Origin of the sequence: Kribbella kalugense (assembly GCF_004365875.1) — a bacterium.
GTDB classification, from domain to species: domain Bacteria; phylum Actinomycetota; class Actinomycetes; order Propionibacteriales; family Kribbellaceae; genus Kribbella; species Kribbella kalugense.
Genome location: NZ_SODF01000002.1, coordinates 1,673,663 through 1,698,950, shown reverse-complemented (window position 1 = coordinate 1,698,950; position 25,288 = coordinate 1,673,663). Strand labels below are relative to the sequence as shown.

At 68.4% G+C, this 25,288-nt stretch carries 26 protein-coding genes; 12 read left to right on the top strand and 14 right to left on the bottom strand.

Translation table 11 applies throughout. From position 1 onward, the window contains the following. Positions 1-38 precede the first annotated feature (38 nt). Genes nhaA through EV650_RS26090 form a run of 3 tightly spaced genes read left to right on the top strand, consistent with a single transcriptional unit; the run spans position 39 to position 2,660 of the window. A complete protein-coding gene (gene nhaA / locus EV650_RS26100; protein WP_134121630.1) occupies positions 39-1,253 on the top strand; it encodes a Na+/H+ antiporter NhaA in 1,215 nt (404 codons plus the stop codon). A gap of 46 nt (positions 1,254-1,299) precedes the next feature. After that, positions 1,300-1,734, top strand: a complete 435-nt coding sequence (locus EV650_RS26095; protein WP_134121629.1) for a phage holin family protein — start codon at positions 1,300-1,302, stop codon at positions 1,732-1,734. A 53-nt stretch (positions 1,735-1,787) separates the two neighbouring features. Then, positions 1,788-2,660, top strand: coding sequence for an alpha/beta fold hydrolase (locus tag EV650_RS26090; protein ID WP_134121628.1), 873 nt, complete (start codon positions 1,788-1,790; stop codon positions 2,658-2,660). Here EV650_RS26090 and EV650_RS26085 read toward each other — a convergent pair. From EV650_RS26085 to EV650_RS26055, 7 genes are read right to left on the bottom strand one after another with little or no spacing between them, the layout of a single operon-like run. Continuing rightward, a complete protein-coding gene (locus tag EV650_RS26085; protein WP_134121627.1) occupies positions 2,629-3,270 on the bottom strand; it encodes a hypothetical protein in 642 nt (213 codons plus the stop codon). The genes EV650_RS26090 and EV650_RS26085 overlap by 32 nt on opposite strands. Next, the gene (locus EV650_RS26080) at positions 3,267-3,767 is read right to left on the bottom strand and encodes a SigE family RNA polymerase sigma factor (protein ID WP_134121626.1); all 501 of its coding nucleotides are present in this window, start codon (positions 3,765-3,767) and stop codon (positions 3,267-3,269) included. The genes EV650_RS26085 and EV650_RS26080 overlap by 4 nt, the downstream gene beginning before the upstream one ends. A 42-nt stretch (positions 3,768-3,809) precedes the next feature. Continuing rightward, the gene (locus EV650_RS26075) at positions 3,810-4,982 is read right to left on the bottom strand and encodes a MarP family serine protease (RefSeq protein ID WP_134121625.1); all 1,173 of its coding nucleotides are present in this window, start codon (positions 4,980-4,982) and stop codon (positions 3,810-3,812) included. Further along, a complete protein-coding gene (locus EV650_RS26070) occupies positions 4,979-5,740 on the bottom strand; it encodes an NUDIX hydrolase (protein WP_134122684.1) in 762 nt (253 codons plus the stop codon). The genes EV650_RS26075 and EV650_RS26070 overlap by 4 nt, the downstream gene beginning before the upstream one ends. Next, positions 5,740-6,345 (bottom strand): TlpA family protein disulfide reductase, encoded by a 606-nt coding sequence (locus EV650_RS26065; protein ID WP_238174454.1) that lies wholly within the window; start codon positions 6,343-6,345, stop codon positions 5,740-5,742. Before EV650_RS26065 ends, EV650_RS26070 begins: the two co-directional genes overlap by 1 nt. Next, positions 6,342-7,118, bottom strand: a complete 777-nt coding sequence (nth, locus tag EV650_RS26060; RefSeq protein WP_134121624.1) for an endonuclease III — start codon at positions 7,116-7,118, stop codon at positions 6,342-6,344. The genes EV650_RS26065 and nth overlap by 4 nt, the downstream gene beginning before the upstream one ends. A gap of 54 nt (positions 7,119-7,172) precedes the next feature. Beyond that, positions 7,173-7,778, bottom strand: a complete 606-nt coding sequence (locus tag EV650_RS26055) for a response regulator transcription factor (RefSeq protein WP_134121623.1) — start codon at positions 7,776-7,778, stop codon at positions 7,173-7,175. A gap of 136 nt (positions 7,779-7,914) precedes the next feature. Between EV650_RS26055 and EV650_RS26050 the strand changes: the two genes are divergently transcribed. Together EV650_RS26050 and EV650_RS26045 are read left to right on the top strand one after the other, a co-directional pair. Further along, the gene (locus tag EV650_RS26050; RefSeq protein WP_202874911.1) at positions 7,915-9,090 is read left to right on the top strand and encodes an FAD-dependent oxidoreductase; all 1,176 of its coding nucleotides are present in this window, start codon (positions 7,915-7,917) and stop codon (positions 9,088-9,090) included. A gap of 96 nt (positions 9,091-9,186) precedes the next feature. Then, positions 9,187-10,587, top strand: coding sequence for a DHA2 family efflux MFS transporter permease subunit (locus EV650_RS26045; protein WP_134121622.1), 1,401 nt, complete (start codon positions 9,187-9,189; stop codon positions 10,585-10,587). Positions 10,588-10,631: 44 nt separating this feature from the next. Here EV650_RS26045 and EV650_RS26040 read toward each other — a convergent pair whose 3' ends face one another. Then, complete coding sequence (locus EV650_RS26040; protein WP_134121621.1) at positions 10,632-11,147, bottom strand: PadR family transcriptional regulator; 516 nt, start codon at positions 11,145-11,147, stop codon at positions 10,632-10,634. 106 nt (positions 11,148-11,253) lie between these two features. On the opposite strand from EV650_RS26040, the gene EV650_RS26035 reads away from it, so the two are divergent. The 3 genes from EV650_RS26035 (at position 11,254) to EV650_RS26025 (ending at position 14,010) form a co-directional block, all read left to right on the top strand. After that, entirely contained in the window at positions 11,254-11,808 is a 555-nt protein-coding gene (locus tag EV650_RS26035) for a hypothetical protein (RefSeq protein ID WP_134121620.1), read from the top strand. A 21-nt stretch (positions 11,809-11,829) separates the two neighbouring features. Then, positions 11,830-13,182, top strand: coding sequence for a carotenoid oxygenase family protein (locus EV650_RS26030; RefSeq protein ID WP_134121619.1), 1,353 nt, complete (start codon positions 11,830-11,832; stop codon positions 13,180-13,182). A gap of 150 nt (positions 13,183-13,332) precedes the next feature. After that, positions 13,333-14,010 (top strand): Crp/Fnr family transcriptional regulator, encoded by a 678-nt coding sequence (locus tag EV650_RS26025; RefSeq protein ID WP_134121618.1) that lies wholly within the window; start codon positions 13,333-13,335, stop codon positions 14,008-14,010. Between the two features lie 268 nt (positions 14,011-14,278). On the opposite strand, the gene EV650_RS26020 is transcribed toward EV650_RS26025, so the two are convergent. The 5 genes from EV650_RS26020 to sp36 form a co-directional block, all read right to left on the bottom strand. Continuing rightward, complete coding sequence (locus EV650_RS26020; protein ID WP_134121617.1) at positions 14,279-15,214, bottom strand: type IV toxin-antitoxin system AbiEi family antitoxin domain-containing protein; 936 nt, start codon at positions 15,212-15,214, stop codon at positions 14,279-14,281. Positions 15,215-15,402: 188 nt separating this feature from the next. Further along, positions 15,403-16,170 carry an MBL fold metallo-hydrolase gene (locus EV650_RS26015; RefSeq protein ID WP_134121616.1) on the bottom strand — a complete coding sequence of 256 codons (768 nt, stop codon included), beginning with the start codon at positions 16,168-16,170 and terminating at the stop codon, positions 15,403-15,405. Further along, positions 16,167-16,997, bottom strand: coding sequence for an NUDIX hydrolase (locus EV650_RS26010; RefSeq protein ID WP_369409961.1), 831 nt, complete (start codon positions 16,995-16,997; stop codon positions 16,167-16,169). The genes EV650_RS26015 and EV650_RS26010 overlap by 4 nt, the downstream gene beginning before the upstream one ends. A gap of 39 nt (positions 16,998-17,036) precedes the next feature. Further along, positions 17,037-17,498, bottom strand: a complete 462-nt coding sequence (locus EV650_RS26005; RefSeq protein ID WP_134121615.1) for a RidA family protein — start codon at positions 17,496-17,498, stop codon at positions 17,037-17,039. Then, on the bottom strand, positions 17,495-17,656 hold the full coding sequence (gene sp36, locus EV650_RS26000; RefSeq protein ID WP_130386959.1) for a Sp36 family protein: 162 nt from the start codon (positions 17,654-17,656) through the stop codon (positions 17,495-17,497). The genes EV650_RS26005 and sp36 overlap by 4 nt, the downstream gene beginning before the upstream one ends. Positions 17,657-17,705: 49 nt before the next feature. Between sp36 and bagA the strand changes: the two genes are divergently transcribed. The 4 genes from bagA (at position 17,706) to EV650_RS25980 (ending at position 24,770) form a co-directional block, all read left to right on the top strand. After that, the gene (gene bagA / locus EV650_RS25995) at positions 17,706-18,656 is read left to right on the top strand and encodes an ATPase BagA (protein WP_134121614.1); all 951 of its coding nucleotides are present in this window, start codon (positions 17,706-17,708) and stop codon (positions 18,654-18,656) included. Continuing rightward, positions 18,653-19,771, top strand: a complete 1,119-nt coding sequence (bagB, locus tag EV650_RS25990; protein WP_134121613.1) for an ArsA family ATPase — start codon at positions 18,653-18,655, stop codon at positions 19,769-19,771. The genes bagA and bagB overlap by 4 nt, the downstream gene beginning before the upstream one ends. A gap of 96 nt (positions 19,772-19,867) precedes the next feature. Then, on the top strand, positions 19,868-22,219 hold the full coding sequence (lon, locus tag EV650_RS25985; protein WP_134121612.1) for an endopeptidase La: 2,352 nt from the start codon (positions 19,868-19,870) through the stop codon (positions 22,217-22,219). 205 nt (positions 22,220-22,424) lie between these two features. After that, complete coding sequence (locus tag EV650_RS25980; protein ID WP_238174453.1) at positions 22,425-24,770, top strand: penicillin-binding protein; 2,346 nt, start codon at positions 22,425-22,427, stop codon at positions 24,768-24,770. Between the two features lie 44 nt (positions 24,771-24,814). Here EV650_RS25980 and EV650_RS25975 read toward each other — a convergent pair whose 3' ends face one another. Continuing rightward, positions 24,815-25,282, bottom strand: coding sequence for a GatB/YqeY domain-containing protein (locus EV650_RS25975; RefSeq protein WP_134121610.1), 468 nt, complete (start codon positions 25,280-25,282; stop codon positions 24,815-24,817). Positions 25,283-25,288: the final 6 nt, after the last annotated feature.

Below are 25,288 nucleotides of genomic sequence, written 5' to 3'. Positions count from 1 at the left end.
CGGCGTCCGTCCGACCGACCCCGAAACGAAGGGCCGACATGAGCCAGCACCCTCGGATTCGGCAGAAGAAGCGCGCGTTCCCCCGCATCCTCGGGCGCGAACGGGCGTTCCTCGCCGACACGCTGCGGGCGGAGACGACCGGCGGTCTGTTGTTGCTCGCGGCCACCGTCGTCGCGCTGGTCTGGGCGAACTCGCCGTGGCAGGACGCGTACCACCACCTGCGTGAGGCGTCGCTCGGCCCGCTGAGCGTCGAGGCCTGGGCCTCGGACGGCGCGCTGGCGCTGTTCTTCTACCTGGCCGGTGTCGAGCTGAAGCGGGAGCTGGTCGTCGGCACGCTGTCGAAGCTCAACGAAGCAGTCGTACCGGTGGTCGCCGCGATCGCCGGAATGGTGCTCCCGGCAATCATCTACCTGATCACCAACCTGGCGACCGACGACGGGAGGCCGCGCGGCTGGGCGGTGCCGACCGCGACGGACATCGCGTTCGCGCTCGCCGTACTCGCGATCGTCGGGTCGTCGCTGCCGAGCGCGCTGCGGGCGTTCCTGCTGACGCTCGCGGTGGTCGACGACTTCGGCGCGATCCTGGTCATCGCGGTGTTCTTCTCGCACGGGTTCAACCTGCTCTATCTGCTCGCCGCGATCGCCCTGATCGCCGCCTGGTACGTGCTGCAGCGGCTGCGTGTACGTACGCCGTTCCTCTACGTGCCGATCGCGATCGGTGCGTGGTGGTTCATGCACGAGTCGGGGATCCACGCGACGATCGCCGGTGTCGCCCTCGGGCTGGTCACCCGGGTGGTCGCGGATCCAGGTGAGGACCATGCTCCGGCCGAGCGGATCGAGCACCGGTTGCGGCCGTGGTCGGCGGGTGTCGCCGTACCCGTGTTCGCGTTGTTCGCCGCCGGGGTGACGCTGAGCGGGAGCGCTATCCGTCAGATGCTGACGGATCCGGTCGCGATCGGCATCGCGGCCGGACTACTGCTCGGCAAGTCCGTCGGCGTGTTCGGTGGATCGTGGCTGACCGCGCGCTTTACCCGGGCCGAGTTGAACTCCGATCTGGCCTGGCGGGACGTCGGCGCGGTGTCCGTGCTGGCCGGCATCGGATTCACCGTCGCACTGCTGATCGCGCAGCTCGCGTTCGGGTCGGACGAGGCCCAGGTCGAGCGCGCGAAGGCGGCGGTCCTGGTCGCCTCGGTGCTCGCCGCGTTGATCGCCGCACTCCTGCTGGCTCGCCGAAACCGCGCGTACACCGATTGACCCGCCGGTACGGACGGTAGTGTCAGAGCGGACGGAAGGAGTTGCGATGTCGATGGGGCAGAACGGGGACGAGCCCACGGTCGGCCAGCTCGTCGCGAATGCCAGCAAGGAACTGTCCAGCCTGGTCCGGAGCGAGGTCGAGCTCGCCAAGACCGAGCTGAAGAAGACCGCGATCGCGGCCGGGACCGGAGCCGGGATGTTCGCGGCGGCCGGCTTCCTGGCGCTGCTCGCGGTCATTTTGCTGTGCATCTCCGCGGCGTACGGACTGACCGCGGCCGGCCTGCACCCGGCCATCGCGTTCCTGATCGTGGCCGGCGCGTTCCTGCTGATCGGCGCGATCCTGGTGTTCATCGGGATGCGGGCGCTGAAGAGTGCGAAGGCTCCGACCCGGACGATCGAGACCTCGAAGGAGACGCTCAAGGCGCTCGGCAGGGGCGACGAGCATCACGAGGCGCTGCCTGAGCCGGGCGTACGGCGCTGAGCCCGGCGGGTGTCGTCGACCTGCTGGTCGACGGCCCCTGGTCGCACTCACTGGTGGCGGCCAACGGGGCCCGGTTCCACGTCGCGGAGTGTGGCGCGGCGGACGACCCACTCGTCCTGTTCCTGCACGGCTTTCCCGAGTTCTGGTGGGCCTGGCGGCACCAGTTGCCGGTGATCGCAGCCGCCGGGTACCGCGCGGTGGCGATGGACCTGCGCGGGTACGGCGCCAGCGACAAGACGCCGCGTGGTTATGACCCATACACGGCGGCGGCCGATGTCTCGGGCGTGATTCGGTCGCTCGGTTCGACGGACGCAGTGATCGTCGGGCACGGATGGGGTGGGTTCATCGGCTGGTCGGCCGCCGTATTGGCGCCGCGGCAGGTCCGCGGACTAGCAGCCGTGTCGGCGCCGCACCCGTTGCTGCTGACTCGGTCCGGGCAGACGAAGGCGTTGACGCGGAGCGCGTGGTTCCAGTTGCCGATCCTGCCGGAGCGCCGGCTGCTCGCTCACGACGGGATCCACATTGAGCGCTTGCTTCGCGCCTGGGCCGCGCCGGGCGGGACCTTCCCGGACGCCGAGGCGTCACGGCGCTACCGAGCCGCGCTCCAGGTCTGGCCGGCGCCGCACTGTGCCCTCGAGTACCACCGCTGGTTCGCCCGATCCCGGTTGCGCCCGGACGGCCGCAAGTACTCAGCGAGGATGCGTACGCCGGTCGCCGTACCCGTCCTGCAGGTCAACGGAGCCCAGGACGCGGCCGTGTCCCCCACCGCGACCACCCCACCCCGCCTGGTCACGGCCCCCCTCCGCCACGAACTCATCACCCCCGCCGGCCACTTCCCCCACGAGGAAGCGCCGGACCTCTTCAACAGCCTGGTGGTGGACTGGCTGCACGCCGTCAGTTCGCCCACCGACCCAACGTCGCGGTGACGACCCAATCCTGGCCCTTGGGCTCGACTCGGTATCTCGCCGTGTCCGTCTGGGTGCAGCCGTAGAAGATGGCCACGTTCACCTCCAGGTGACCGCTCTTCTCGAGCACATCGCTGACCTGGAGGACGACCGTTCGATGGTTGGGACACGTCACACTGGCCGGCGAGAACTCACCGCGGAACCCGAGCCGGATCGTCGGGTCCACAGTCGCGGCCATCAGCCGGCGCTGAGGCGGGGACATCGGCGGTCCCTTGCGCAGATGGTGCTTCCCGACGTCGGACAGATCCATCACAAGCGCCGTCGTCCAGCCGCTTTTCGGCACGTTCTTCCGGACGATCGTCTCGATGGCGGCCGCCCAGATCTCTGCGTCGCGGCCGGTGTGGTCAGGTGCGGTCGCGGTCCCGGCGGGCTCGACCGGGTCCGGTGCGCCGACGCGGTGGACGCCGTACAGGACTCCGGCGAGGACCGCGAGTACGGCGGCCGCCGCCAGCAGGACCGGGACCCGACTCCGGCGTTTGGTTGCCTCGGGCAATTTGTCGATCAGTTCTTCTTGGCCGGTAAAGGTTTCGCGGAGGAGCTCGCCGAGCTCGTCGTCGGTCAGCCTGGTCATCTCAGGGTCTCCTCGGCAGACAGGGTGTCTCGTAAGGCCGCCAGGGCGCGGGCGGCGTTCGACCGGACCGTGGCAGGTGCGACGCCGAGCAGCTCGGCGATCTCGCTGTCGGCGAGGTCCTCGTAGTACCGCAGGACCAGGACAGCGCGTTGTTTGCGCGGCAGTTGGGCGAGTAGGCGCCAGGCGGCGTCGCGTTGCGCCTGGCGGCCGCCGATGTCCTCGTCGGCCGGCTGCTCGATCGGCTCGGCGAGCGGTACTTCGCGGTTCTTCAGCAGCCGGCGCCAGCCGAGGAACTCGTTGACCACCATCGTCCGCAGATAGGCCTCGGGACTCTCGACCTCGACGATCCGCGCCCACTTGCGATGAGCCCGGGCGAGGACGGTCTGGACCAGGTCCTCCGCGGTGTGCGCGCTGCCGGACAGCATCAGCCCGAGCCTCAGCAGCCGGCGCTCGTTCGCCCGCACGAGCTCGTCGAACGAGAGCGCTTCCGTCGTCATCGTCACACTCCCTCAATGCGACGACGGCGTCGGGATGTTGCATCAGGTGCAGGACTGGGTGGAGACATCCTGGGTGGCGGTGGTGCCGTCGCGGGCGTCGTCGGAGACTTGCTGAGCGGTCAGGACGTAGCCGGTGCGGTTGTCCTCGACGGAGGCCGCGAAGACAACGCCGTACACCGTGCCCTTGGGCGAGAGCAGCGGGCCGCCGGAGTTGCCGGGGCGGACCGAGGCCCAGATCGAGAACGCGTCGCGAGTGACCGTCTTGTCGCCGTAGATGTCCGGGCCGCGGAGCCGTTCCTCGGAGCGGATCCGGGCCGGCTCGGAGTCGAACGGGCCGTTCTCCGGGTAGCCGAGCACAACCGCCGAATCGTCCGCCTTACCGGCGAAGTCGAAGGTCAGCGGGGCCAGTTTCAGCTTCGGCACGTACAGCACCGCGATGTCGGTCTCGGGGTCGAACACGACCACCTTGGCGTCGTACTTCTGCCCGTTCAGCTCGACCTGCGGCGAACTGACGCCGGCGACGACGTGCGCATTCGTCATCACGCGCTGCGGTGCGTACACGAACCCGCTGCCTTCGAGACCGCGCGAGCAATTGGCGACCCCGGTGACCTTCGCGATCCGGGTGTACGCCAAACGCACCGACTGCTGCCGGGCGATCGCGCTGTCCGGCGGCTGGACCTCGCGGATCCGCTCCGGCACGAACGGGTCGAGGAACCGCGGGAACAGGTCGGTGTTGACCACATCGTTGAACGACTGCAGCGCCCGGTCCGCGCTGTTCGGCAGGACGTCGTCGACCTTCGCGAGCACCTGCGAACCGCGGACGGCCGACGTCACGCTCGGGATCCGCGCGCCGCTCACCGCGACGCCGAGCACCCAGGCGACGATCAGCACAGAAGCGGCCGCCAGCGCAGCGCCGCCGAGCGCGTCCAGGAACCGGATCGGCTTCCAGGACAGCCGATTGCGCACCTTGGTGCCGACCATCGCCCCGAGCATTCGCCCGAGCGCGGCCAGCCCCACCACGAGCACCAGCGCGGCGAACGACACCGTCACGCTCGGTGAGAAATGATCCAGGATCCGGGGCACTCCCCAGACGCCGATCGCGGCACCACCGAGCAGGCCGACGGTGGCGCAGGCCCCGAGCACGAAGCCCTCGACGTACCCCGAGATCGCCACCAATGCCGCAGTACCCAGCACTGCCCAGTCGAGCCAGCTCATTCCGTGCCTTCCGACTTGTCACCTTGCGCCTGGCCGAGGTCGTGCTCGATGGCGGTCAGCCGCCGCACGTCCTCCGGCCGCCGCCCCTCGCTCCGCCAGGCCGCCTCGACCAGCCGGTCGGGCAACGGTACGACGACCGAGGGGTCCCAGTCGCGCTGCCATCCACCGAGCAGGAGCAATTTATCCAGCAAACCGGCGGTGAAACCCCAGATATAGAGGTCGCCGATGGTGAACGCCGGGCCGGTGAACCCGCTCGGGTGCAGGCAGCTGATCCGGTTCGCCGGGTCGGCGAGCGCGCTGATCGGCACCTCGTGCACCGACGCGACCTCGGCCGGGTCGACCACCGCGACCGGTGACGGCTCCCGCCACCAGGCCAGCACCGGCGACACACCGAAGTTGCTCACCGGCACCCAGAGCGCCGGCCAGATCGCGAACGGTACGACGCCGGCCGGGTCGAGCCCGGTCTCCTCCTCGGCCTCCCGCAATGCGGTCCGGACCAGACCGTCGTCACCGGTCCCGTCCTCCGGATCGGCGCCGCCACCGGGGAACGCCATCTGCCCGGCGTGCTTGCGCAACGTCCAGGCCCGCTCGGTCAGCAGCACCTCCGGCCCATCGTTGCCATCAGCAAGCAAGATCAGTACGGCGGACTTCCGGACCGAGGGATCGTCCGGCGGCAGGAATCGGGACAGCTGATTCGGGTCGACGTTGTCGGACGCCTTCGCCAACGGCTTCAGCCACGCCGGGATCTCCACATCCATCACGGCGTCACCCCCAGCTTGTCCTTCACCAGCTGGTTGAGCTGCTGCGGCGACGTGAGTACGCCGCGATGCACGAAAGCGACCGCGCCGTCCTTGTCGACGAACGCGGTCAGCGGCGGACCGGCGACCTTCAACGCCCGCTGGATCGCCTTGTCCTGATCGACGACATGCGGATACGCCAGACCCTCGTCGGTCGCGAACTTCACCGCCAGCTCCGGCCGCGGGTCGTCGTAGTCGATGCCGAGCATCTTGATCTTCCCCGACTTCGCCAGCGCGGCCAGGTACGGCGCCTCGTCGCGGCACGGACCGCACCACTGCGCCCAGACGTTGATCACCAGCGGACCCCGCAGGTCGGCGAGCCGGACGTCCGGACCGCTACCCAGGCAGCGCAGGCTGACGTCGGGCAGGGCACCCGTCGTCGGCGGTTTCGACGGAGTGGACGGACAGTCGGGTAGCTTTCCCGCACCTGCGGCCGAGCTCGGGCTGCCCGACGGGGCGGCGGCCGGTTTCTCGGTGCCGCAGGCAGTCAGCAGGACCGCGAGCGCCACGCCCCACACCAGTAGCCGGTGGCGGGACGTCGTACGCGATCCTGCTGGGTGGTTCACGCCGGGACCTTCACCAGCTTCGCGGCGACCTCGGGATCGGTCGGGCCGGTCCCGAACGACGGGCACCACTGGGCGATCGGACAGGCGCCGCAGGCCGGCTTCTTCGCGTGGCAGCGACGGCGGCCGTGGAAGATCAGCCGGTGCGACAGCATCGTCCAGTCCTTCTTCGGGAACAGGTCGCCGATGATGTGCTCGACCTTGACCGGATCCTCCTCCGCGGTCCAGCCGAACCGGCGGACCAGACGGCCGAAGTGCGTGTCGACGGTGATCCCGGGGACGCCGAACGCGTTACCGAGGACGACGTTCGCGGTCTTGCGGCCGGTGCCCGGGAGCTTCACCAGCTCGGTCAGCTTGCCCGGCACGACACCGTCGTACTCGTCGACGAGGGCCTGACCAAGCTTCATCACGCTGTTGGTCTTGGCCCGGAAGAAGCCGGTCGGCTTCAGGATCGCTTCCATCTCGTCGCGGTCGGCCTCGGCGTACGCGCTCGCTGACGGGTACTTCGCGAACAGGGTAGGAGTCACCTTGTTCACCGTGACGTCGGTGGTCTGGGCCGACAGGATGGTGGCCACCAGCAACTCGAGCGGGGTGGTGAAGTCCAGCTCGCAGTGGGCGTCCGGGTAGGTGTCGGTGAGCACTTTGTGCATCTTCCGGGCCCGGCGGACCAGCTGGGTGTGGGTCTCCTCGGCGAACACCGGGGCCTTGCGGGGGAGGTTCAGCGAGACCGTCGGGAGGGCTCCCAAGAGCGGTTCCGCGACACGCGGGGATGGCATGCGGACCAGCCTACGTGCGCCCGCCCACAGAATTCCGGCGGCCGAGCTCCTCGGTCAGATCCAGCCCGCGTCGGTGGCGATCCGGACAGCGTCCACCTGGGTGCGCGCGTTGAGCTTGGCGGCGATCGAACTCAGGTAGTTGCGGACAGTGGCGGTCGAGAGGAACAGGTCGACCGCGATCTGCTTCGCCTCCGCCCCGCCGGCGGCCAACCGAAGCACCTCGACCTCGCGGGGAGTCAGCGGGTTCGGCGGGAGCGTGAGCGCCGCGGCGGCAACCTTCGGATCCACCACCCGGATGCCGGCCGCGACCTGCCGGATCGCCTCCGCGAGCGCCTCGGGCGAGACGTCCTTGCTGAGGAAACCGCCGGCCTGGGAACTCAGCGCCCGGCGCAGGTTCGCGGGGCTGCCGAACGCCGTCAGGATCAGCGTCCGGCAACTGGGTAACTGCACGCGGAGCGCAGCAGCAGCGGCCAGTCCGTCCTGGCCGGGCATCTCGATGTCGATCACAGCGACGTCCGGCCGCAGTTCGAGCGCAATGGGCACGATCTGGTCGCCGCAGTACACCTCGGCGACCACTTCGAAGTCGTCGTGCTTCTCGAGCAGGTTCTTGAGCGCGGCCCGGAAGAGCTTCATGTCATCGGCCAGCAGAACGCGGATCACGAGGCCCCCTTCATGCCGTCCGTCACCCAACGGCCGCATGAGATCTTCACAGTGCAGAAGGTGATCACGTATCTGTACCCAAGTCCACTCCGACCGCAGACTTTCCGCAGGGATCGTCGAGAGCGGAGACTGCCGAGTGCGCGTACTGATCATGGGTGCCGGGGTGGCCGGCACAGTCGTCGCGCTGGCGGCTCAGAAGGCCGGACTCGACCCGGTTGTCTACGAGGCTTACCAGGAAAGCGCCGGCCTCGAGCACGGCATCTACCTCGGCGTCGCCGTCAACGGGCTGGCCGCACTCCGGGTGGTCGACGCGCACCAGGTGGTCCTGGACGCGGGCTTCCCGTCCGGCCGGATGAGCTTCTTCAGCGGTACCGGAAAGAAGCTCGGTGCGATGGCGATGGGCCCGGTCCTCGACGACGGACTGGTGACGCACACGATCAGGCGGTCCGACCTGTATCGAGGGTTGGCCGCGGAGACCGTACGGCGCGGTATCCGGATCGAGCACGGCAAGCGCCTGACCGGCGCTCGACCCGTGGCGGGCGGTGGGGTAGTCGTCGAGTTCGCCGACGGGACGACCGCCGAAGGCGACGTACTGGTGGGAGCAGACGGCGTTCATTCCGTGACCCGAAAGGTGATCGATCCGGCCAATCCGGGTCCGCGCTACACGGGACTCGGGAACACCGGCGGGTTCGCCCGGGGAGTTGAGCTGGACGCTGAGCCCGGTTCGTACGTGATGGTCTGGGGCAAGCGTTGTTTCTTCGGCTACACGGTCAGCCCGGACGGCGAGATCTGGTGGTTCGCCAATCCGCCGAGCAAGGCCGAACTGTCACCTGGGGAACTGCGGGCGCCTGGGCTCCGTGAGCGGCTGGTAGCCCTGCTGGCGGTCGATCGCACCCCCGGTGCCGCCATCGTCGAAGCGAGTGCGGAGTTCAAGCTGAGCAACCAGTACGACCTCCCGGCCGTCCCGACCTGGAGCCGAGGACCGATGGTGATCGTGGGCGACGCGGCGCACGCGGTCTCGCCCGCCTCGGGACAAGGAGTCTCCTTGGCCTGCGAGGACGCGGTCACGCTCGCCCGGTGCCTGCGAGATGCGGCGGACGTGCCGGCTGCGCTCGCGGCGTACGAACTGGAACGCAGGTCGCGGGTCGAGCGGGTCGTGAAGTGGGGTGCCGGCATGAACAACACCAAGAAGCAGGGGCCGGTGGGACGGGTGGCCCGGGACCTGGTCCTCCCACTGATCCTCAAGAAGGGCGGGAGCCCTGCGGAGCTGGCGAGGATGAACTGGCTGTTCGCCCATCAGTCGGTCTGGTGAGCCAGGTGCCCAGCCTCTGAAGCCGTTCCTGCCAACGGCCGTCCGCAGTCGCGACGGCCGTCCCTTCGTGATGCCCTGTCCGGAAGAGGTTCAGCCATGACCACGCTCGATGCTCCGACCGCTGTCCGCCGCAGGTGGGCGATCCTGGCCGTGATCCTCGCGGCCGAGATTCTCGACCTGCTGGACTCGACCATCACCAATATCGCCGCGCCGACCATCACCCGGGACCTGCGCGGTGGCGACTCGCTGGTCCAGTGGCTCGGCACGAGCTATGCCCTCGCCCTCGGCGTTCTGCTGGTCGTCGGTGGCAGGCTCGGTGATCGGTTCGGCCGCCGCCGGCTGTTCCTGATCGGCATCACCGGCTTCACACTGGCCTCGGTCGCCTGCGGTCTCGCCTTCGACCCCACCTCGATCATCGTCGCCCGGCTGATCCAGGGTGCCTTCGGAGCCGTGCTGATCCCACAGGGCTTCGGCATTCTCGGCGCGGTCTTCCCCCGCGAGGAGATCGGCAAGGCTTTCAGCGCCTTCGGTCCCGCTCTCGGCCTGTCCGCGGTCGGTGGCCCGATCCTCGCCGGATTCCTGATCGACGCCGACCTGTTCGGCCTCGGCTGGCGCGCGATGTTCCTGATCAACATCGTGCTCGGCGGCGTCGCGACCGTCGCGGCCTTCCGGCTGCTGCCCCGCGACCCGGGCGACCGCAGAGTCTCCGTCGACGGGCTCGGCTCCGGCCTGCTCGGGGTAGCGATGTTCGGTCTGCTGTACGGCCTGATCCAAGGTTCCGGCACCGGCTGGACGGCCGAACCAATCGCCTTCCTGGCCATCGGGGCGATCTTCGCCGGGCTGTTCGCACGGCGCCAGACCACGGCCGCCAATCCGCTCATCAAGCCGTCCCTGCTGAAGAACCGGGGATTCACCTCCGGCCTGCTACTCGGCGTCGTCTTCTTCGCCGCTGTCGCCGGACTGCTTTACGTCATCTCGCTCTTCCTGCAGAACGGGCTCGGCTACTCCCCGCTCCGAGCCGCCGCCGTCGGGATGGCCCCGATCGCCGCGGGCATCGTGATCGCCTCGATCTCCTGCTACCAGCTGATCGCGAAGCTCGGTCGCACTCTCGTTTTCATCGGCCTGCTGATTACTCTGCTCGGCACTGCCGGCCTGTACGCCGCGGTGCACGTCCAGGGTCCTCCCGTCGGAGCCCTTGTCCCCGCGGTCTTCGTGATCGGCCTCGGCATGGGCACCTGCTTCGGGACGATCTACGACGTCACCATGGGCGACACCGACCCGGACGAGGCCGGTAGCGGCAGCGGCTCACTCGCCGCCGTCCAGCAACTCGCCAACGCGATCGGCGCGGCCGCCGTCACCACCGTCTACTTCAAGACCCTCGGCCCGGGCCAGGCCCATGCCGTCAGCACCAGCCTCCTCGTCGTCGCAGGAGTCACGCTCCTGAGTTGCTGCGTGGTCTGGCTGCTCCCCCGAAAAGCCCCTGCCCAGAACCACTGATCCGCAAGGAGTTCAATGATTCTCATCACCGCCGGCTGCGGCCCTCAGCGGGGTTTGACCTGGGTGCGGGCCCATTCGGCCCATTCCTGTTGCATCGCGGCGAGACGCTGTCCGTACTCCAGCGCGATCCGGCCGTAGACGGAAAGGTCCGCGTCGTCCCAGTCGATCGCGTCGTCGAGCTTCTTCAACTCGGCACGCAGCCCGGCCGCCTGCGCGGCCTGGCCGTCGAGGTAGTCGAGGGCCTGCTGGGGAGTGAGGACGCCGAGGAAGAAGACCCGGAGCAGGACGTCACTCCGGGTGCGCTGCGGCTCGGTCTCGGTCAGCCAGCGGCGGAGCTCGGCCAGGCCGGGATCGGTCAGCGTGTACTCCTTGCGGCCGCGCGGACCCTGCTCGGAGACCACGATCAGGCCACTGTCGGCGAGCTTGGCCAGCTCGCCGTAGAGCTGACTCTGGGTGGCCGGCCAGACGTTGGCGAGCGAGGTGTCGAAGGTCTTCAGCAGGTCGTAGCCACTGGCCGGGTGTTCGACCAGCAGCCCGAGCAGGGCGTGTCGCAGGCTCATGCCACCTATTCTACCTTCCACTCTTGACATGTCTAGTAGGGACCTTCTACTTTTGACCTGTCGCGATCGGAACCTCCGATCGGCCGCCAACTAGGGAGCAACCCTCATGTCGTACCTGCGGACCTTCGCCCCGTGGATCGTCTACGCGATCATTCCGTCGGCACACTGGAACTGGGCCGCGTTGATCGCCCTGGTCCTCTCCCTCGGACTGATCGCTGTGCAGACCCGGTCCGGCCGCACGCTCGACGCCCAGATCATCGAGATCGGCTCCGCCGTCTTCTTCGCCGCCATCACCGTCCTCGCGTTCACCACACCGGACAGCGGGCTGCACCCCTACACGGCGGCACTGTCGTCGGCCACGCTCGCCCTCATCGCCGGCGTCTCGCTCGTTGTCCGGAAGCCGTTCACGCTGGGGATCGCCAAGCAGACCACGCCCCGCGAGTTCTGGGACCAGCCACTGTTCGTCCGCACCAACGTCATCATCACCGCCGTCTGGACCGCGAGCTTCGCGGTCGCCGCGGTCGCTCTCGCCACTCTCGCGCACTCCGGCTCGACCACTCGGACGGTCGTTCAGATCGCGGCCTTCGTCGTACCGATGGTCTTCACCCTCCGCTACGTGGCCCACATCCAGGCCAAGGCCGCCCAGCTCCGGACCCGTTGAAACCTCCTTGAGGAGCCACTCATGCAGACCGCACCCCATCTGGCCGGCAACTATGCGCCCGTCGACAAGGAACTCACCGCCTACGACCTGCCGGTGACCGGCCAGATCCCACCCGGGCTGACCGGCTGGTACCTGCGCAACGGCCCCAATCCGCACGACGCCGCCTCGGGCCACTGGTTCTTCGGCGACGGCATGATCCACGGCGTCCGGATCGAAGGCGGCCGGGCGGTCTCCTACCGCAACCGCTGGGTCCGTACGTCGACCTTCACCGACGGCGCCAAGGTCAACGACACTGAAGGAAACCTGGATCTGACCGCGGGTGTCGCGAACACCCACGTCGTCCGGCATGCCGGACGCACGCTGGCCCTGGTCGAGTCCTCCTACCCCTACGAGCTCACCCGTGAGCTGGACACCGTGGGTTCGTACGACTTCGGCGGAAAGTTGCGGACGGCAATGACCGCCCACCCGAAGACCTGCCCGACGACCGGCGAGCTGCACTTCTTCGGCTACAGCCTGACCGCGCCGTACCTGACCTATCACCAGGCGGACGCGACCGGGGAGCTGGTGATCAGCCGGCCCATCGACGTTCCGGCCGCCACGATGAACCACGACTTCAACCTCTCCGCCGGCCATGTCATCTTCATGGGCCTCCCGGTGGTCTTCGATCTGGAGATCGCCAGGTCCGGTCGCGGGATGCCGTTCAGCTGGAACGACGGGTACGGCGCTCGGCTCGGCGTACTGCGGCGCGACGACCCGTACGGCGAAGTCCGCTGGTTCCCGATCGATCCCTGCTACGTCTTCCACACCCTCAACGCCCACGACGAGACCGGGCCCGATGGCCGCCAACAGATCGTCCTGCATGTCATGCGCTATCCGGAGCTGTTCCGGAAGAACAGCACGGACTCCCAGCAGGCAACGCTGTGGCGCTGGACCCTCGACCTGACGACCGGCACCGTCCGCGAGCAACAACTCCACGACCGGGCGGCCGAGTTCCCGCGCATCGACGACCGGCTGGCCGGGCTGGATACTCGCCACGGACATGCCACTGTCACCCGGACGCCCGCTGAAGGCGCACCTCACGGTGCAGTGATCCGCTACGACCTGCGCGACGGTGGGGTCACGTCGCACGAGTTCGGTCCAGGCCGTACGCCGGGCGAGGCCGCCTTCGTCCCGGCCGACAACCGCCCGGGCGGCGACGGCTGGCTGATGACCTATGTCTACGACGCCGCCTCCGGTACCAGCGATCTGGTGATCCTCGACGCCACCGATCTGACCGCACCGCCGGTGGCGACGATTCAGCTCCCCGTCCGCGTCCCGTACGGGTTCCATGGCAACTGGCTCGCCGATCAACCCGCGGAAATCTCCCTCGCCTGACTACCGTCCCGGCGCGCCGGGAGCGGCCTACGTGGCGGTGCCGACACCCGAGGGGCTACGGTTTTGGGGCGAGCGGGTGGATACGCTCTTCTCGCCGGGTGGGGTGATCCCCCGTCCGTAGTCGTGGTCGAAGGTCCTAGGAGGCCCAAAGTGGATGCCGCAGTGCTCCGACAGGCACCGCTGTTCAGTCAGCTCGACGACGAGGCGGCCGACGCCCTGGCCGCGTCGATGTCCGAGAGCCGGCTGCGGCGCGGCCAGGTGCTGTTCCACGAGGGCGACTCCGGTGACCGGCTGTTCGTCGTGGTCGAGGGCAAGGTCAAGCTCGGCCGTACGTCGGCCGACGGCCGGGAGAACCTGATCGCGGTGCTCGGCCCGGGCCAGATGTTCGGCGAGCTGTCGCTGTTCGACCCGGGACCGCGGTCCGCGACCGTCACCGCCGTCACCGACGCCACGCTGATGTCCCTGACCCACGACGAGCTGCTCCGCTGGCTCGACGGCCGCCCGGCGGTGGCCCGCGGCCTGCTGCTGCAGCTGGCCGGCCGGCTCCGCAAGGTCTCCGACGTCGTGGCCGACCTGGTGTTCTCCGACGTACCGGGCCGCGTCGCCAAGGCCCTCCTCGACCTGGCCAGCCGCTTCGGCCGCACCGCCGACGACGGCGTCCACGTCCACCACGACCTCACCCAGGAAGAGCTGGCCCAACTCGTCGGCGCCTCCCGCGAAACCGTCAACAAAGCCCTGGCCGACTTCGCCTCCCGAGGCTGGGTCCGCCTAGAACCCCGCTCGGTCGTCCTCCTAGACGTAGACCGCCTCCAACGCCGAGCCCGCTAACCCCGGGTCTCAAGACCCGACCCACGCCGCACACCGCGAGCCCGCTACACACCGCGAGCCCGCTGCACACGGAGTCCCCGTACACCGGAGTCCCCGTACACCGGAGTCCCCGTACACCGGAGCCCCCGTACACCGCGAGCCGGGCAGCCCTCGCCGCACCTGGGCGAACCCTCCAACTCGGTGGGCATCCCCTCAGTTGGAGGGTTGCCCACTGAGAATCTGAGGGGGCAACCCTCCAGCTCAATGGGCAACCGCTCGACTGCCGGGCTCAGGCGCGGGCGAAGGCCTTGCGGATGGTCGCGATCAGGCGGGCGGGGTCCTGGAGGTCCGCCCAGGTGATGCGAACGACCTGCAGCCCGAGCGCACGCAGGCGATCTTCTCGCAGCTTCTCCTGGATCAGCGCTTCCGACGACGCGCCGGCGTACTTCCCCAAACCGTCGAACTCGACCACGGTCCGTTCGGAGGGGAAGTAGAAATCGACCCGGGCGACGAACCCGTCGGCGTCGGTGAACACCACTTGGAGCATGGGCGCGGGAAGTCCGTGTGTGTGCATCAGCACTCGTAGCCGTGACTCACCAACGGACTCCGACAACGGATCGCTGAAGTCCAGAGCAGACCTGGCTGTCGGACTCCCCGGCCAGAACTCCGTCACGTCCAGCAAACGTTGCAGCTCAGGCTCGGCGATCGGATGATGGCGACGTACAGCGTCGGCGCTGACGACCGCTGCTTCGAAGGTCGACGTACAGGCCATTTCGAACAGAGCGCGCGGCACGGTCGTCACCGGCAGGTGGCCCACGAGGGCCAGGTCCGCGGCTGTCAGCTTGCCTCGATGGTGGCGCACACCGGCGATCCGGCCGCCGCGGTGCCGATCGAGACGGCTGAGGTGAACCTCCGAGAGATCCACGCCCCACAGCGGTACGCCGTGCAGGGCGAGCGCCGACTGGTGGCTTACGGCAACGGTGCCGGGCCGCATCGAGTTCAGCACCGCGTGGACGAGCCGACGGTGCTTCAGGCCCTGTTGATCCCATGGAGCGAGATGGCTCAGGTCCACTGCCTCGGCGTACTGCCCGTAGCGGATCCGCTCCCAGCGTCCGTCCTGGATCCGGTCATGAATCTGGCCCGGCGTGTAACCGCTGTCCGCGGCCTGACCACGGCTGTAGACCCCGCCTTGCCCGTCCGCGAGCAGCTTTAACTTCGGATTCACCCACCAAGCATCAGCCGTACGCCGCCCCGCCCGCTGCGGCCAACCCCCAACCTGTGGATAACCCGCGCGAACCCTCCAACTCGGTGGGCATCCCCTCAGTTGGAGGGTTGCCCATTGAGAATCTGAGTGGGCAACCCTCCAACCGAATGGGCAACCCCCAACGCGCAGGTGGGTCAGCCGGGTGGGCGCTAGCCGTTCAGGTAGTCGAGTTGGGCTCGGACTGAGCGTTCGGCGGCGGGCCAGAGGGGTTGGGGTACGTCGGTGTAGACGTGTTGGACGATTGCTTCGGGGGTGGTGTGGCCTTCGGTGAGGGCTGAGCGGACCTGGTTGAGGCGTTCTTCGCGGTGGTTGAGGTAGTAGGTGAGTACGGCGGCGGGGTCGTCGATCACCGGGCCGTGGCCGGGGAGTAGGCGGGTTACGCCGGCCGGGGAGTTGGCGAAGGCCAGCAGGCGGTTCAGGGAGTCGAGGTAGGGGCCTAGGGCACCGTCTGGGTAGGCAACGACCGACGTACCGCGGCCGAGGACGGTGTCGCCGGTGAGCAGCGAGCCGTCCTGTGGGAGCCAGAAGCAGACCGAGTCGAGCGTGTGGCCAGGCGTCGGCAGGACCTCGATGCGGAGGCCGTCGGCGGTGATCACGTCGCCTTCGCCGAGGCCGTGGGCGTGATCGGTCGGGATCCGGAAGGCGGGGTCGACGGCGCGTACGCCGCAGCCGGCCTGGTTGGCGAACCAGACGGCACCCTCGGAGTGGTCCGGGTGTTTGTGGGTCAGCAGTACGACGGCCACCTTGCCTGCCGCCGCGAGGACCGCGGTCAGGTGGTCCTCGAGCATCGGGCCCGGGTCGACGACGACCGCTCGCTCACCGTCCGGCGCCTTCAGGATCCAGGTGTTGGTGCCGTCCAGCGTCATCGGGCCGGGGTTCGCGGCCAGCACCAGGCTCGCGTAGTCGGTGACTCTCATGTCGTCTCCAGATAGGCCTGGTCGCCGTCGACGCGCACGGTGGGCATGATCGTCCGGATCTCCCGTTCGCCGGCGGCGTCCAGCATCGCGGCTACATCGTCGTACTGCGAGAGCTCACGGCAGCTCAGGTACGTCGGGGGCAGCATGAGCACCTCGCCCGCGTCGACTGCTGCGACCGCGTCCGCCGGGCGGATCCAGGTGACCTGGTCGGACTCGCTCGTCACGTCCCGGGTGACCTGCCCGGCCGGGAGTGCGGCGACGAAGAACGCTGTGTCGTACCGCTTGGGCTCGAATTCCGGCGTGATCCAGTGCGCCCACGGTCCGAGCAGGTCCGCGCGCAGTACGAGACCACGCCGGTGCAGGAACTCGGAGAACCCGACCGCACGCGTCTCCAGCGCGACCCGGTCCGCCTCCCAGTCGGCGCCGGTGGTGTCGTCGACGACTGCGTCAGGCGAGGGTCCGGCCAGCAGTACGCCGGACTCCTCGAAGGTCTCGCGGACCGCAGCAGCGACGTACGCCGCCGCGGTCTCCACGGAGCACCCGAGCCGGGACGCGAACCAGGCCGGAGGAGGACCGGACCACGAATCCGCGACGCTCGAGTCCGTCGCGTCGACCCGCCCGCCGGGGAACACCGTCATACCCGCCGCAAACGCCATCGTCCGCTGGCGCCGCAGGAGATAGACCTCAGGCCCGCCGGCCGGAACGTCACGCAGGAGGATGACCGTTGCGGCGGGACGCGGCTCGGTCGGACCGCGGGTGCCGCGGGCGTACTCGAGCGCGACTTCCGCCATCCGGCCGGTCATCAGTTCCGAGCTGAGGTCACGCACTGTGTCTAATACCTTTCCCGCCCCACCGCCCCGGTCGTGTTAGTTGACCTCGACGATGAGTTCGACCTCGACCGGGGCGTCCAGAGGCAGGACCGGGACGCCGACCGCGCTGCGAGCGTGCTGCCCTGCCTCGCCGAAGACCTGGCCGAACAGCTCGGACGCGCCGTTCGCGACCTGCGGCTGACCGGTGAAGTCCGGCGTCGACGCGATGAACGCGACCGCCTTCACGATCCGCTTCACGTTCGCCAGGTCGCCGATCTCGGCCTTGACCGCGGCCAGCGCGTTCAGCGCGCACTGCTGCGCACACTCGCTGGCAACCTCGGGCGTGACGGCGTCGCCGACCTTGCCGGTGGCGATCAGCGTGCCCTCGCGCAGCGGCAGCTGACCGGACGTGTAGACGAGGTCACCGGTCCGGACGGCCGGGACGTAGGCGGCGACCGGCTTGGCCACGTCGGGCAGCTTCAGGCCGAGCTCGGCGAGCTTCTCCTCGGGGTGGCTCATTTGTCCTCGATCTCGCGCTTGAAGTAGGCGACCAGGTTCTCCGGGTTCATGCCCGGCACGACCTGGACGAGCTCCCAGCCGTCCTGGCCGAAGTTGTCCAGGATCTCCTTGGTCGAGTGGACCAGCAGCGGTGCGGTGAAGTACTCGAACTTCTTCATGAAGGGGACTCTAACGGTGTCCTGCGGACCACCACCTACCCTGGGACCTATGGCGCGACTGCACGTGGTCACCGGCAAGGGGGGCACCGGGAAGACAACCGTTGCGGCCGCGATGGCGCTTGCCCTGGCCGAGGAGGGGAAGCGGATCCTCCTGGTCGAGGTCGAAGGTCGCCAGGGGCTCGCTCAGCTCTTCGACGTACCTCCGCTCCCGTACGTCGAACGCCGGATCGCGCAGGGGCCTGCCGGTGGGGAGGTGTTCGCGCTCGCCGTCGACGCCGAGGCCGCCCTGCTCGAGTACCTCGACATGTACTACCACCTCGGCCGGGCCGGGAAGGCGCTGGAGAAGGTCGGCGCGATCGACTTCGTCACCACGATCGCCCCCGGGCTCCGCGACGTACTGCTCACCGGCAAGGTCTACGAGGCGACCCGCCGGAAGGCGCACGGCAAGCTCGCGTACGACGCTGTCGTGCTGGACGCACCGCCGACCGGCCGGATCGGGCGATTCCTGAACGTGAACCACGAGGTCGCCGGCCTGGCCAAGGTCGGACCGATCCGCAACCAGGCGGACGCGATCATGGGCATGCTGCGATCGGACGTGACCCAGGTCCACCTGGTCACGCTGCTCGAGGAGATGCCGGTCCAGGAGACCCTCGACGCGGTCGAGCAACTGGAGGCGCTGGACCTGCGGATCGGGTCGATCGTGGTGAACATGGTCCGCAACAGCCCGCTCGACGACGACGCGCTTGCCCTTGCGGTGAAGGAGAAACTGCCGACCGCCGAGCTGACCAAGGGGCTCCGGGCGGCCGGGATCACGATCGGCGACGACCTGGTGGCCACGCTCGCGACCGAGGCGCACGACCACGCGATCCGGATCGGGCTGGAACGCGAGAACCGCGACCGAATCGATGCCTTAGGCAAGAAAGTCGTCGAGCTGGCACTGCAGCCGGAGGGTATCGACCACGGCGCTCTCTTCGATCTGGCCGAGGAACTACGCCGATGAATCTGGATCTGGACGCGTTGATCGACGATCCCGAGACCCGGATCATCGTGACCTGCGGCGCGGGCGGAGTCGGTAAGACGACTACGGCGGCCGCGCTAGGCCTGCGGGCAGCGGAGCGGGGCCGGAAGGTCGTCGTACTCACGATCGACCCGGCGCGACGATTGGCGCAGTCGCTCGGGCTGACCGAGTTGGACAACACTCCGCGGGCCGTGGCCGAGGTGAACGCCAAGAACGGCGGCCGGCTGGACGCGATGATGCTCGACATGAAGCGGACGTTCGATGACGTCGTACTGCAGCATGCGACGCCGGAGAAGGCTGAGCAGATTCTCGCGAATCCTTTCTATCAAGCGCTTTCCTCGTCGTTCGCGGGTACGCAGGAGTACATGGCGATGGAGAAGCTCGGGCAGCTGCACAAGCAGGCCGAGCGGACCGGCGACTGGGACCTGATCGTCGTCGACACTCCGCCGTCACGGTCCGCGCTGGACTTCCTGGACGCACCGGAGCGGCTTGCGTCGTTGCTGGAGGGCCGCTTCCTGCGGTTGCTGCTGGCGCCGGCGCGTGGGCCGTTCAAGCTGATGTCGGCCGGGGTCAACATGGCGATGTCGGTGCTGAACAAGGTGCTGGGCGCTCAGGTGCTGACCGACGTACAGACGTTCGTGGCCGCGTTCGACACGCTGTTCGGTGGTTTCCGGCAGCGGGCCGAGAAGACTGTCGCGCTGCTGCGGGAGCCGCACACCGCGTTCCTCGTGGTGGCCGCGCCGCAGAACGATGCGTTGCGAGAGGCGTCGTACTTCGCCGAGCGGTTGCGGGCGGAGGGAATGCCGCTGGCCGGCGTCGTGCTGAACCGGGTGACGACAACGCAGGCACCTGAGCTTTCGGCGGAGCGGTCACTCGCTGCAGCCGAGAAGCTCGAAGAAGCGGACAAGTCGCCGCTGACAGCCGCGGTACTGCGGTTGCACGCCGACAAGATGCAGCAGGTCGTCGGCGACCACAAACGGGCCGAACGGTTCCGGCGGGGTCATCGCTCGATCCGGATCGTCGAAGTACCCGCGCTGGCCGACGACGTGCACGACCTGACCGGTCTACGCCAGATAGCCGAGCTGCTGACCGCCTGATTTCACCGTCAGCGAACTCCGAGGGCCTCGGGAATGACCTGGTCGGGCCAATGGTTGAGCCTGTCAGACTCAATCTTTGGATAAGGGTGTGACAGCGTGACCGATACGTTGAATCTTCCTGTTCTGCCGCTGGACGACGTTGTGGTCCTGCCCGGGATGGTCGTGCCGGTCCGGCTCGCTGACAGCGAGGCCCGGGCGGCCATCGACGCCGCGCAGGCAGCAGGTCAGGACCAGGTCCTCCTGGTCCCGCGGCTGGACGGAAAATATGCCAAGGCCGGAACGCTCGGTGAGATCGAGCAGATCGGCCGGCTGCCGGGCGGCGCCCAGGCGGCTGTGATCCGCGGGACCCAGCGGGTCCGCATCGGCGCCGGGACCACCGGTCCGGGTGCTGCCCTGTGGGTGGGCGCGACGGTGATGCACGAGATCACCGACGGCCGTTCTGCCGAGCTGGCCCGCGAGTACAAGACTCTGACCACCTCCGTGCTGCAGCGTCGCGGCGCGTACCAGGTGATCGACTCCATCAAGCAGGTGGATGACCCCTCCGAGCTGTCCGACCTGGCCGGCTACGCGTCGTACCTGACCAACGAGCAGAAGTCCTGGCTGGTCGAGAACGCGAACGTGTCCGAGCGGCTGGAGAAGCTGATCGGCTGGGTGAAGGACCACCTGGCCGAGCTCGAGGTCTCCGAGACGATCCAGAAGGACGTCCAGGAGGGCATGGAGAAGCAGCAGCGCGAGTTCCTGCTGCGCCAGCAGATGGCCGCCATCCGCAAGGAGCTGGCCGAGCTGGACGGCAAGGCCGAGTCCGAGGAAGAGGACTACCGGGCTCGCGTCGAGGCGGCCGATCTGCCGGAGCACGTCCGCAAGGCCGCGCTGACCGAGGTCGACAAGCTGGAGCGGACCTCCGAGCAGTCCCCCGAGGTCGGCTGGATCCGGACCTGGCTGGACACCGTTCTCGAGCTGCCGTGGAACGAGCGGAGCGAGGACAGCTACGACATCCGTGAGGCGCGGGCCGTGCTGGACGCGGACCACTCCGGACTGGATGACGTGAAGGAGCGCATCACCGAGTACCTGGCCGTACGGCGTCGCCGCGCGGACCGTGGTCTCGGCGTGGTCGGTGGGCGTCGCAGTGGCGCTGTACTGGCTCTGGTCGGTCCTCCTGGTGTGGGTAAGACCTCGCTGGGTGAGTCCGTGGCGCGTGCGATGGGACGGAAGTTCGTCCGGGTCGCGCTGGGTGGTGTTCGGGACGAGGCCGAGATCCGCGGTCACCGGCGTACGTACGTCGGTGCGCTGCCGGGCCGGATCGTCCGGGCGATCACCGAGGCGGGTTCGATGAACCCCGTCGTACTGCTGGACGAGATCGACAAGGTGGGTGCGGACTACCGGGGCGACCCGACAGCCGCTCTGCTGGAGGTCCTGGACCCGGCGCAGAACCACACCTTCCGGGACCACTACCTGGAGGTCGAGCTGGACCTGTCCGACGTGGTCTTCCTGGCCACGGCGAACGTACTGGACTCCATCCCGGCGCCGTTGCTGGACCGGATGGAACTGGTGCAGCTGGACGGGTACACCGAGGACGAGAAGGTCGTCATCGCCCGTGACCACCTGCTCCCGCGTCAGCTGGAGCGGGCCGGCCTGACGGCGGACGAGGTGGCCATCGACGACTCGGCGCTGCGGTTGCTGGCCGGCGAGTACACGCGAGAGGCCGGCGTACGGCAGCTCGAGCGGTCGATCTCCCGCGTACTGCGGAAGGTGACGTCGAAGCTCGCACTGGGCGAAGACGTTGGCAGCCTGTCGATCGACGCCGGGGACCTGAAGGGGTACCTGGGTTCGCCGAAGTTCACTCCGGAGTCGGCCGAGCGTACGGCGCTTCCGGGTGTGGCGACCGGACTGGCGGTCACCGGTGCGGGTGGTGACGTGCTCTTCATCGAGGCGTCGCTGGCCGACAAGGAGACCGGTCCGACCGGAGTCACGTTGACCGGGCAGCTGGGTGACGTGATGAAGGAGTCGGCGCAGATCGCCCTGTCGTACCTGCGGTCGCACGGTGCGGAGCTGGGTCTGCCGGTCGGCGATCTCGCCGAACGGAACACCCACATCCACGTACCGGCCGGTGCGGTCCCGAAGGATGGACCGTCGGCGGGTGTGACGATGACGACGGCACTGGCGTCGCTGCTGTCCGGACGGCCGGTCCGTTCGGAGGTCGCGATGACCGGTGAGGTGTCGCTGACCGGACGGGTCCTCCCGATCGGTGGGGTGAAGCAGAAGCTGCTCGCCGCCCACCGGGCCGGGCTGACCACGATCCTGATCCCGAAGCGGAACGAGCCTGACCTGGAAGATGTGCCGGCGTCCGTGCTCGCGGAGCTGACCGTTCACCCGGTGAGCGACGTCCGTGAGGTGCTGGAGCTGGCACTCGTGCCGGCCCAGGTGGACGCACGCCAGTACGCCGCCTGACCGTCGTAAAACCGTCGTACAACAAGAGGGCCCGAGCGATCTGCTCGGGCCCTCTCGTCCTTTCGGATGAACTTGTCCAGCAGGTGTGATGGACCTCATAGTCGAGGCGGTAACCCAAACGCCCGATCCCGTAGTCTCTATAACCATGCGCGTCAGGGAGAAGGGCGACCGGGGAGTCGTCCAATCGGTAGTTCTGTTTCTAGGGGTGAGCGTGCTGTCGGGGGCGTTGGCCGCTGGTTTGGCCATCCCGTTCGCCGGCCTCGCCGGGTTCACCACAGAGAAGACCTCCGACACTCTTCAGTCCCTGCCGCAGCAGTTCGACGAGGTGCCGCTCAAGCAGAAGAGCACCATCCTGGCCGCGGACGGTTCGGTGATCGCCACGCTGGCCGAGCAGAACCGGGTGCCGGTCAAGCTCAGCGCGGTCGCGCCGATCATGCAGAAGGCGATCGTCGCGATCGAGGACGACCGGTTCTACGAGCATGGCGCGCTGGACCTCAAGGGCACGCTGCGCGCGCTGCTGCAGAACCAGTCCGCCGGCACGGTGCAGCAGGGCGGTTCGAGCATCACCCAGCAGTACGTGAAGATCAGCCTGGTCGAGAAGGCGAAAACGCCCCAGGAGGTTGCCGATGCGACCGCCGACTCCTACCAGCGCAAGGTCGCCGAGCTGCGGTACGCGATCGCGGTCGAGAAGCAGTACTCGAAGAACGAGATCCTGGAGAAGTACCTCAACCTCGCCAACTTCGGTGACGGCGCTTGGGGCATCCAGGCCGCGGCCCAGCACTACTTCTCGGTGAACGCCTCCCAGCTCACCCTCCCGCAGGCCGCGATGCTGGCCGGCCTGGTGAAGAACCCGACCGGCTACGACCCGACGAACAACGCCAACCGCGCCAAGGAACGTCGCGACGTGGTGATCAAGCGGATGCTCGAGCTGCACGTCATCTCGGTGGCGCAGGCCAACTCGGCGCTGAAGACCCCGGTCATCGACCCCAACAAGGTTCGCTCCAACAAGCTCGGCTGCGGCAACGGCCCGTACCCGTTCTACTGCGAGTACGTCGTTTCCGAGCTCGAGAACAACGCGGCGTTCGGGAAGACGAAGACCGACCGCGCCAACTACCTGAAGACCGCCGGCCTGACGATCAGGACGTCGCTCGACCCGAAGATCCAGGCCGACGCGCAGCGCTCGATCGACACGCACGCGAAGGCTACCGACCAGGCGATCGCGGCGATCACGATCGTCGAGCCCGGGACCGGCCTGGTGAAGGCGATGGCGCAGAGCCGGAAGTACGGCAGCAAGCGCGGGCAAACGGCGTACAACTACAACGCCCCGAAGACCTACGCGGGCGGGTACGGCGGGTTCCAGAACGGCTCGACGATGAAGGCGTTCACGATCGCGGCCGCGATCCAGAAGGGCATCCCGCTCACCTACAAGATCAACTCGCCCAGCCCGCTGCACCTGACCGGCCAGACCTTCAGCACCTGTAACGGGCCCTACAAGATCATCAGCCCTTACGACCCGCAGAACTCGACCAAGAACGTCGCGGACCCGACGATGATCCAGGCGGCGCAGAAGTCGACCAACACCTACTTCCTGCAGCTCTCGCAGCGGGTAGGCCTGTGCCCGATCGCCAAGATCGCGTCCTCCCTGGGGATGTACAACGCCCAGTCGCTCCAGCCGCTTCAGCAGGTCCCGTCGATGACGCTGGGCGTGGACCTGGTCACGCCGCTGCAGCTGGCCGGCGCGTACGCCGCCTTCGCCGCACGCGGCATGTACTGCAAGCCGTGGGTGGTCACCTCGGTCAAGGACTCGGCAGGCAAGTCGGTCAGCATCCCCGGGGCGGACTGCAAGCAGGCGCTGTCGCAGGAAGTCGCCGACGGCGTCAACGCGGTTCTGCACCAGGTGATGGAGCCGGCCGGCACCGGCGGCAAGCTGAAGTTCGGCAAGAGCGACCTCGCCGGCAAGACCGGAACGATCAACGAGGCCAAGGCAGTCTGGTACGCCGGCTACTCGACCAGGCTCGCCGCGGCCGCCACGGTGGCCGACGCATCGCTGCCCTACAGGCCGCTGCAGGGTCAGACCCTGAACGGCCACGGGATCAACGACCCGACGGGTTCAGGCACCGCCGGTCCGATCTGGGAGGCCGCGATGAAGGCCGCTCTGCAGGGCTACCCGACCACGCACTTCGTCGCGCCGTCGGACAAGATCCAGCGCGGCGACGTGAAGAGTCTCCCGTTCGTCAACGGCATGAACCCCGACGACGCCGCCAACAAGCTCCGCCAGGCCGGCTTCGACGTCACGGTCGCCTCCGGCACGGTGAACTCCGAGGAGACCGCCGGTACCGTCGCCTATACCGACCCGCGGCAACGCGACGGCGCGCCTGACGGCTCACTGGTGACGATCTACGTCTCCAACGGCAGCAAGAAGGGTCAGCCGAACACGCCGAAGCCTCCGCAGAACACGACCAAACCGCCGGGCGGGGGTACGACGATCAACCCGAACTGCCCGCCCTGGAACCCGAAGTACCCCAACTGCGGCGGACGCGGCCACGGCTGACAAACGAAAGTGCCCTCGTCCAAGCGGACGAGGGCACTTGTTTTTCAGGCGCCTAGCTGGCGTTTCACTTCGGCGGAGACGATGCCGCCGTCGGCCTTGCCCTTGACCTTGGGCTGGAGGGCGCCCATCACCTTGCCGATGCCGCGGGGGCCGAGCTCGGCCGCGCCGGTGGCGGCGATGGTCTCGGTGACGAGGGCCTTGATCTCGTCCTCGGTGAGCTGCTCGGGCAGGTACTCGGCCAGGATGTCCGCCTCGGCCTGTTCCTTGTCGGCGAGCTCGGCGCGGCCGGCCTCGCGGTACGCGACGACCGACTCGCGGCGCTTCTTCGCCTCGGAGCCGAGGACGTCGATGATCTCGGTGTCGCTGAGCTCGCGGGCCTCCTTGCCGGCCACCTCCGCCTTCGTGACCGCGGTGAGCGCCATCCGCAGGGTCGACTTGCGAATCTCGTCGCGCGCCTTCAGGGCGGCGGTCATGTCGTCGTGCAGGCGCTGCTTCATTCCGGAGTTGGACATGACCAT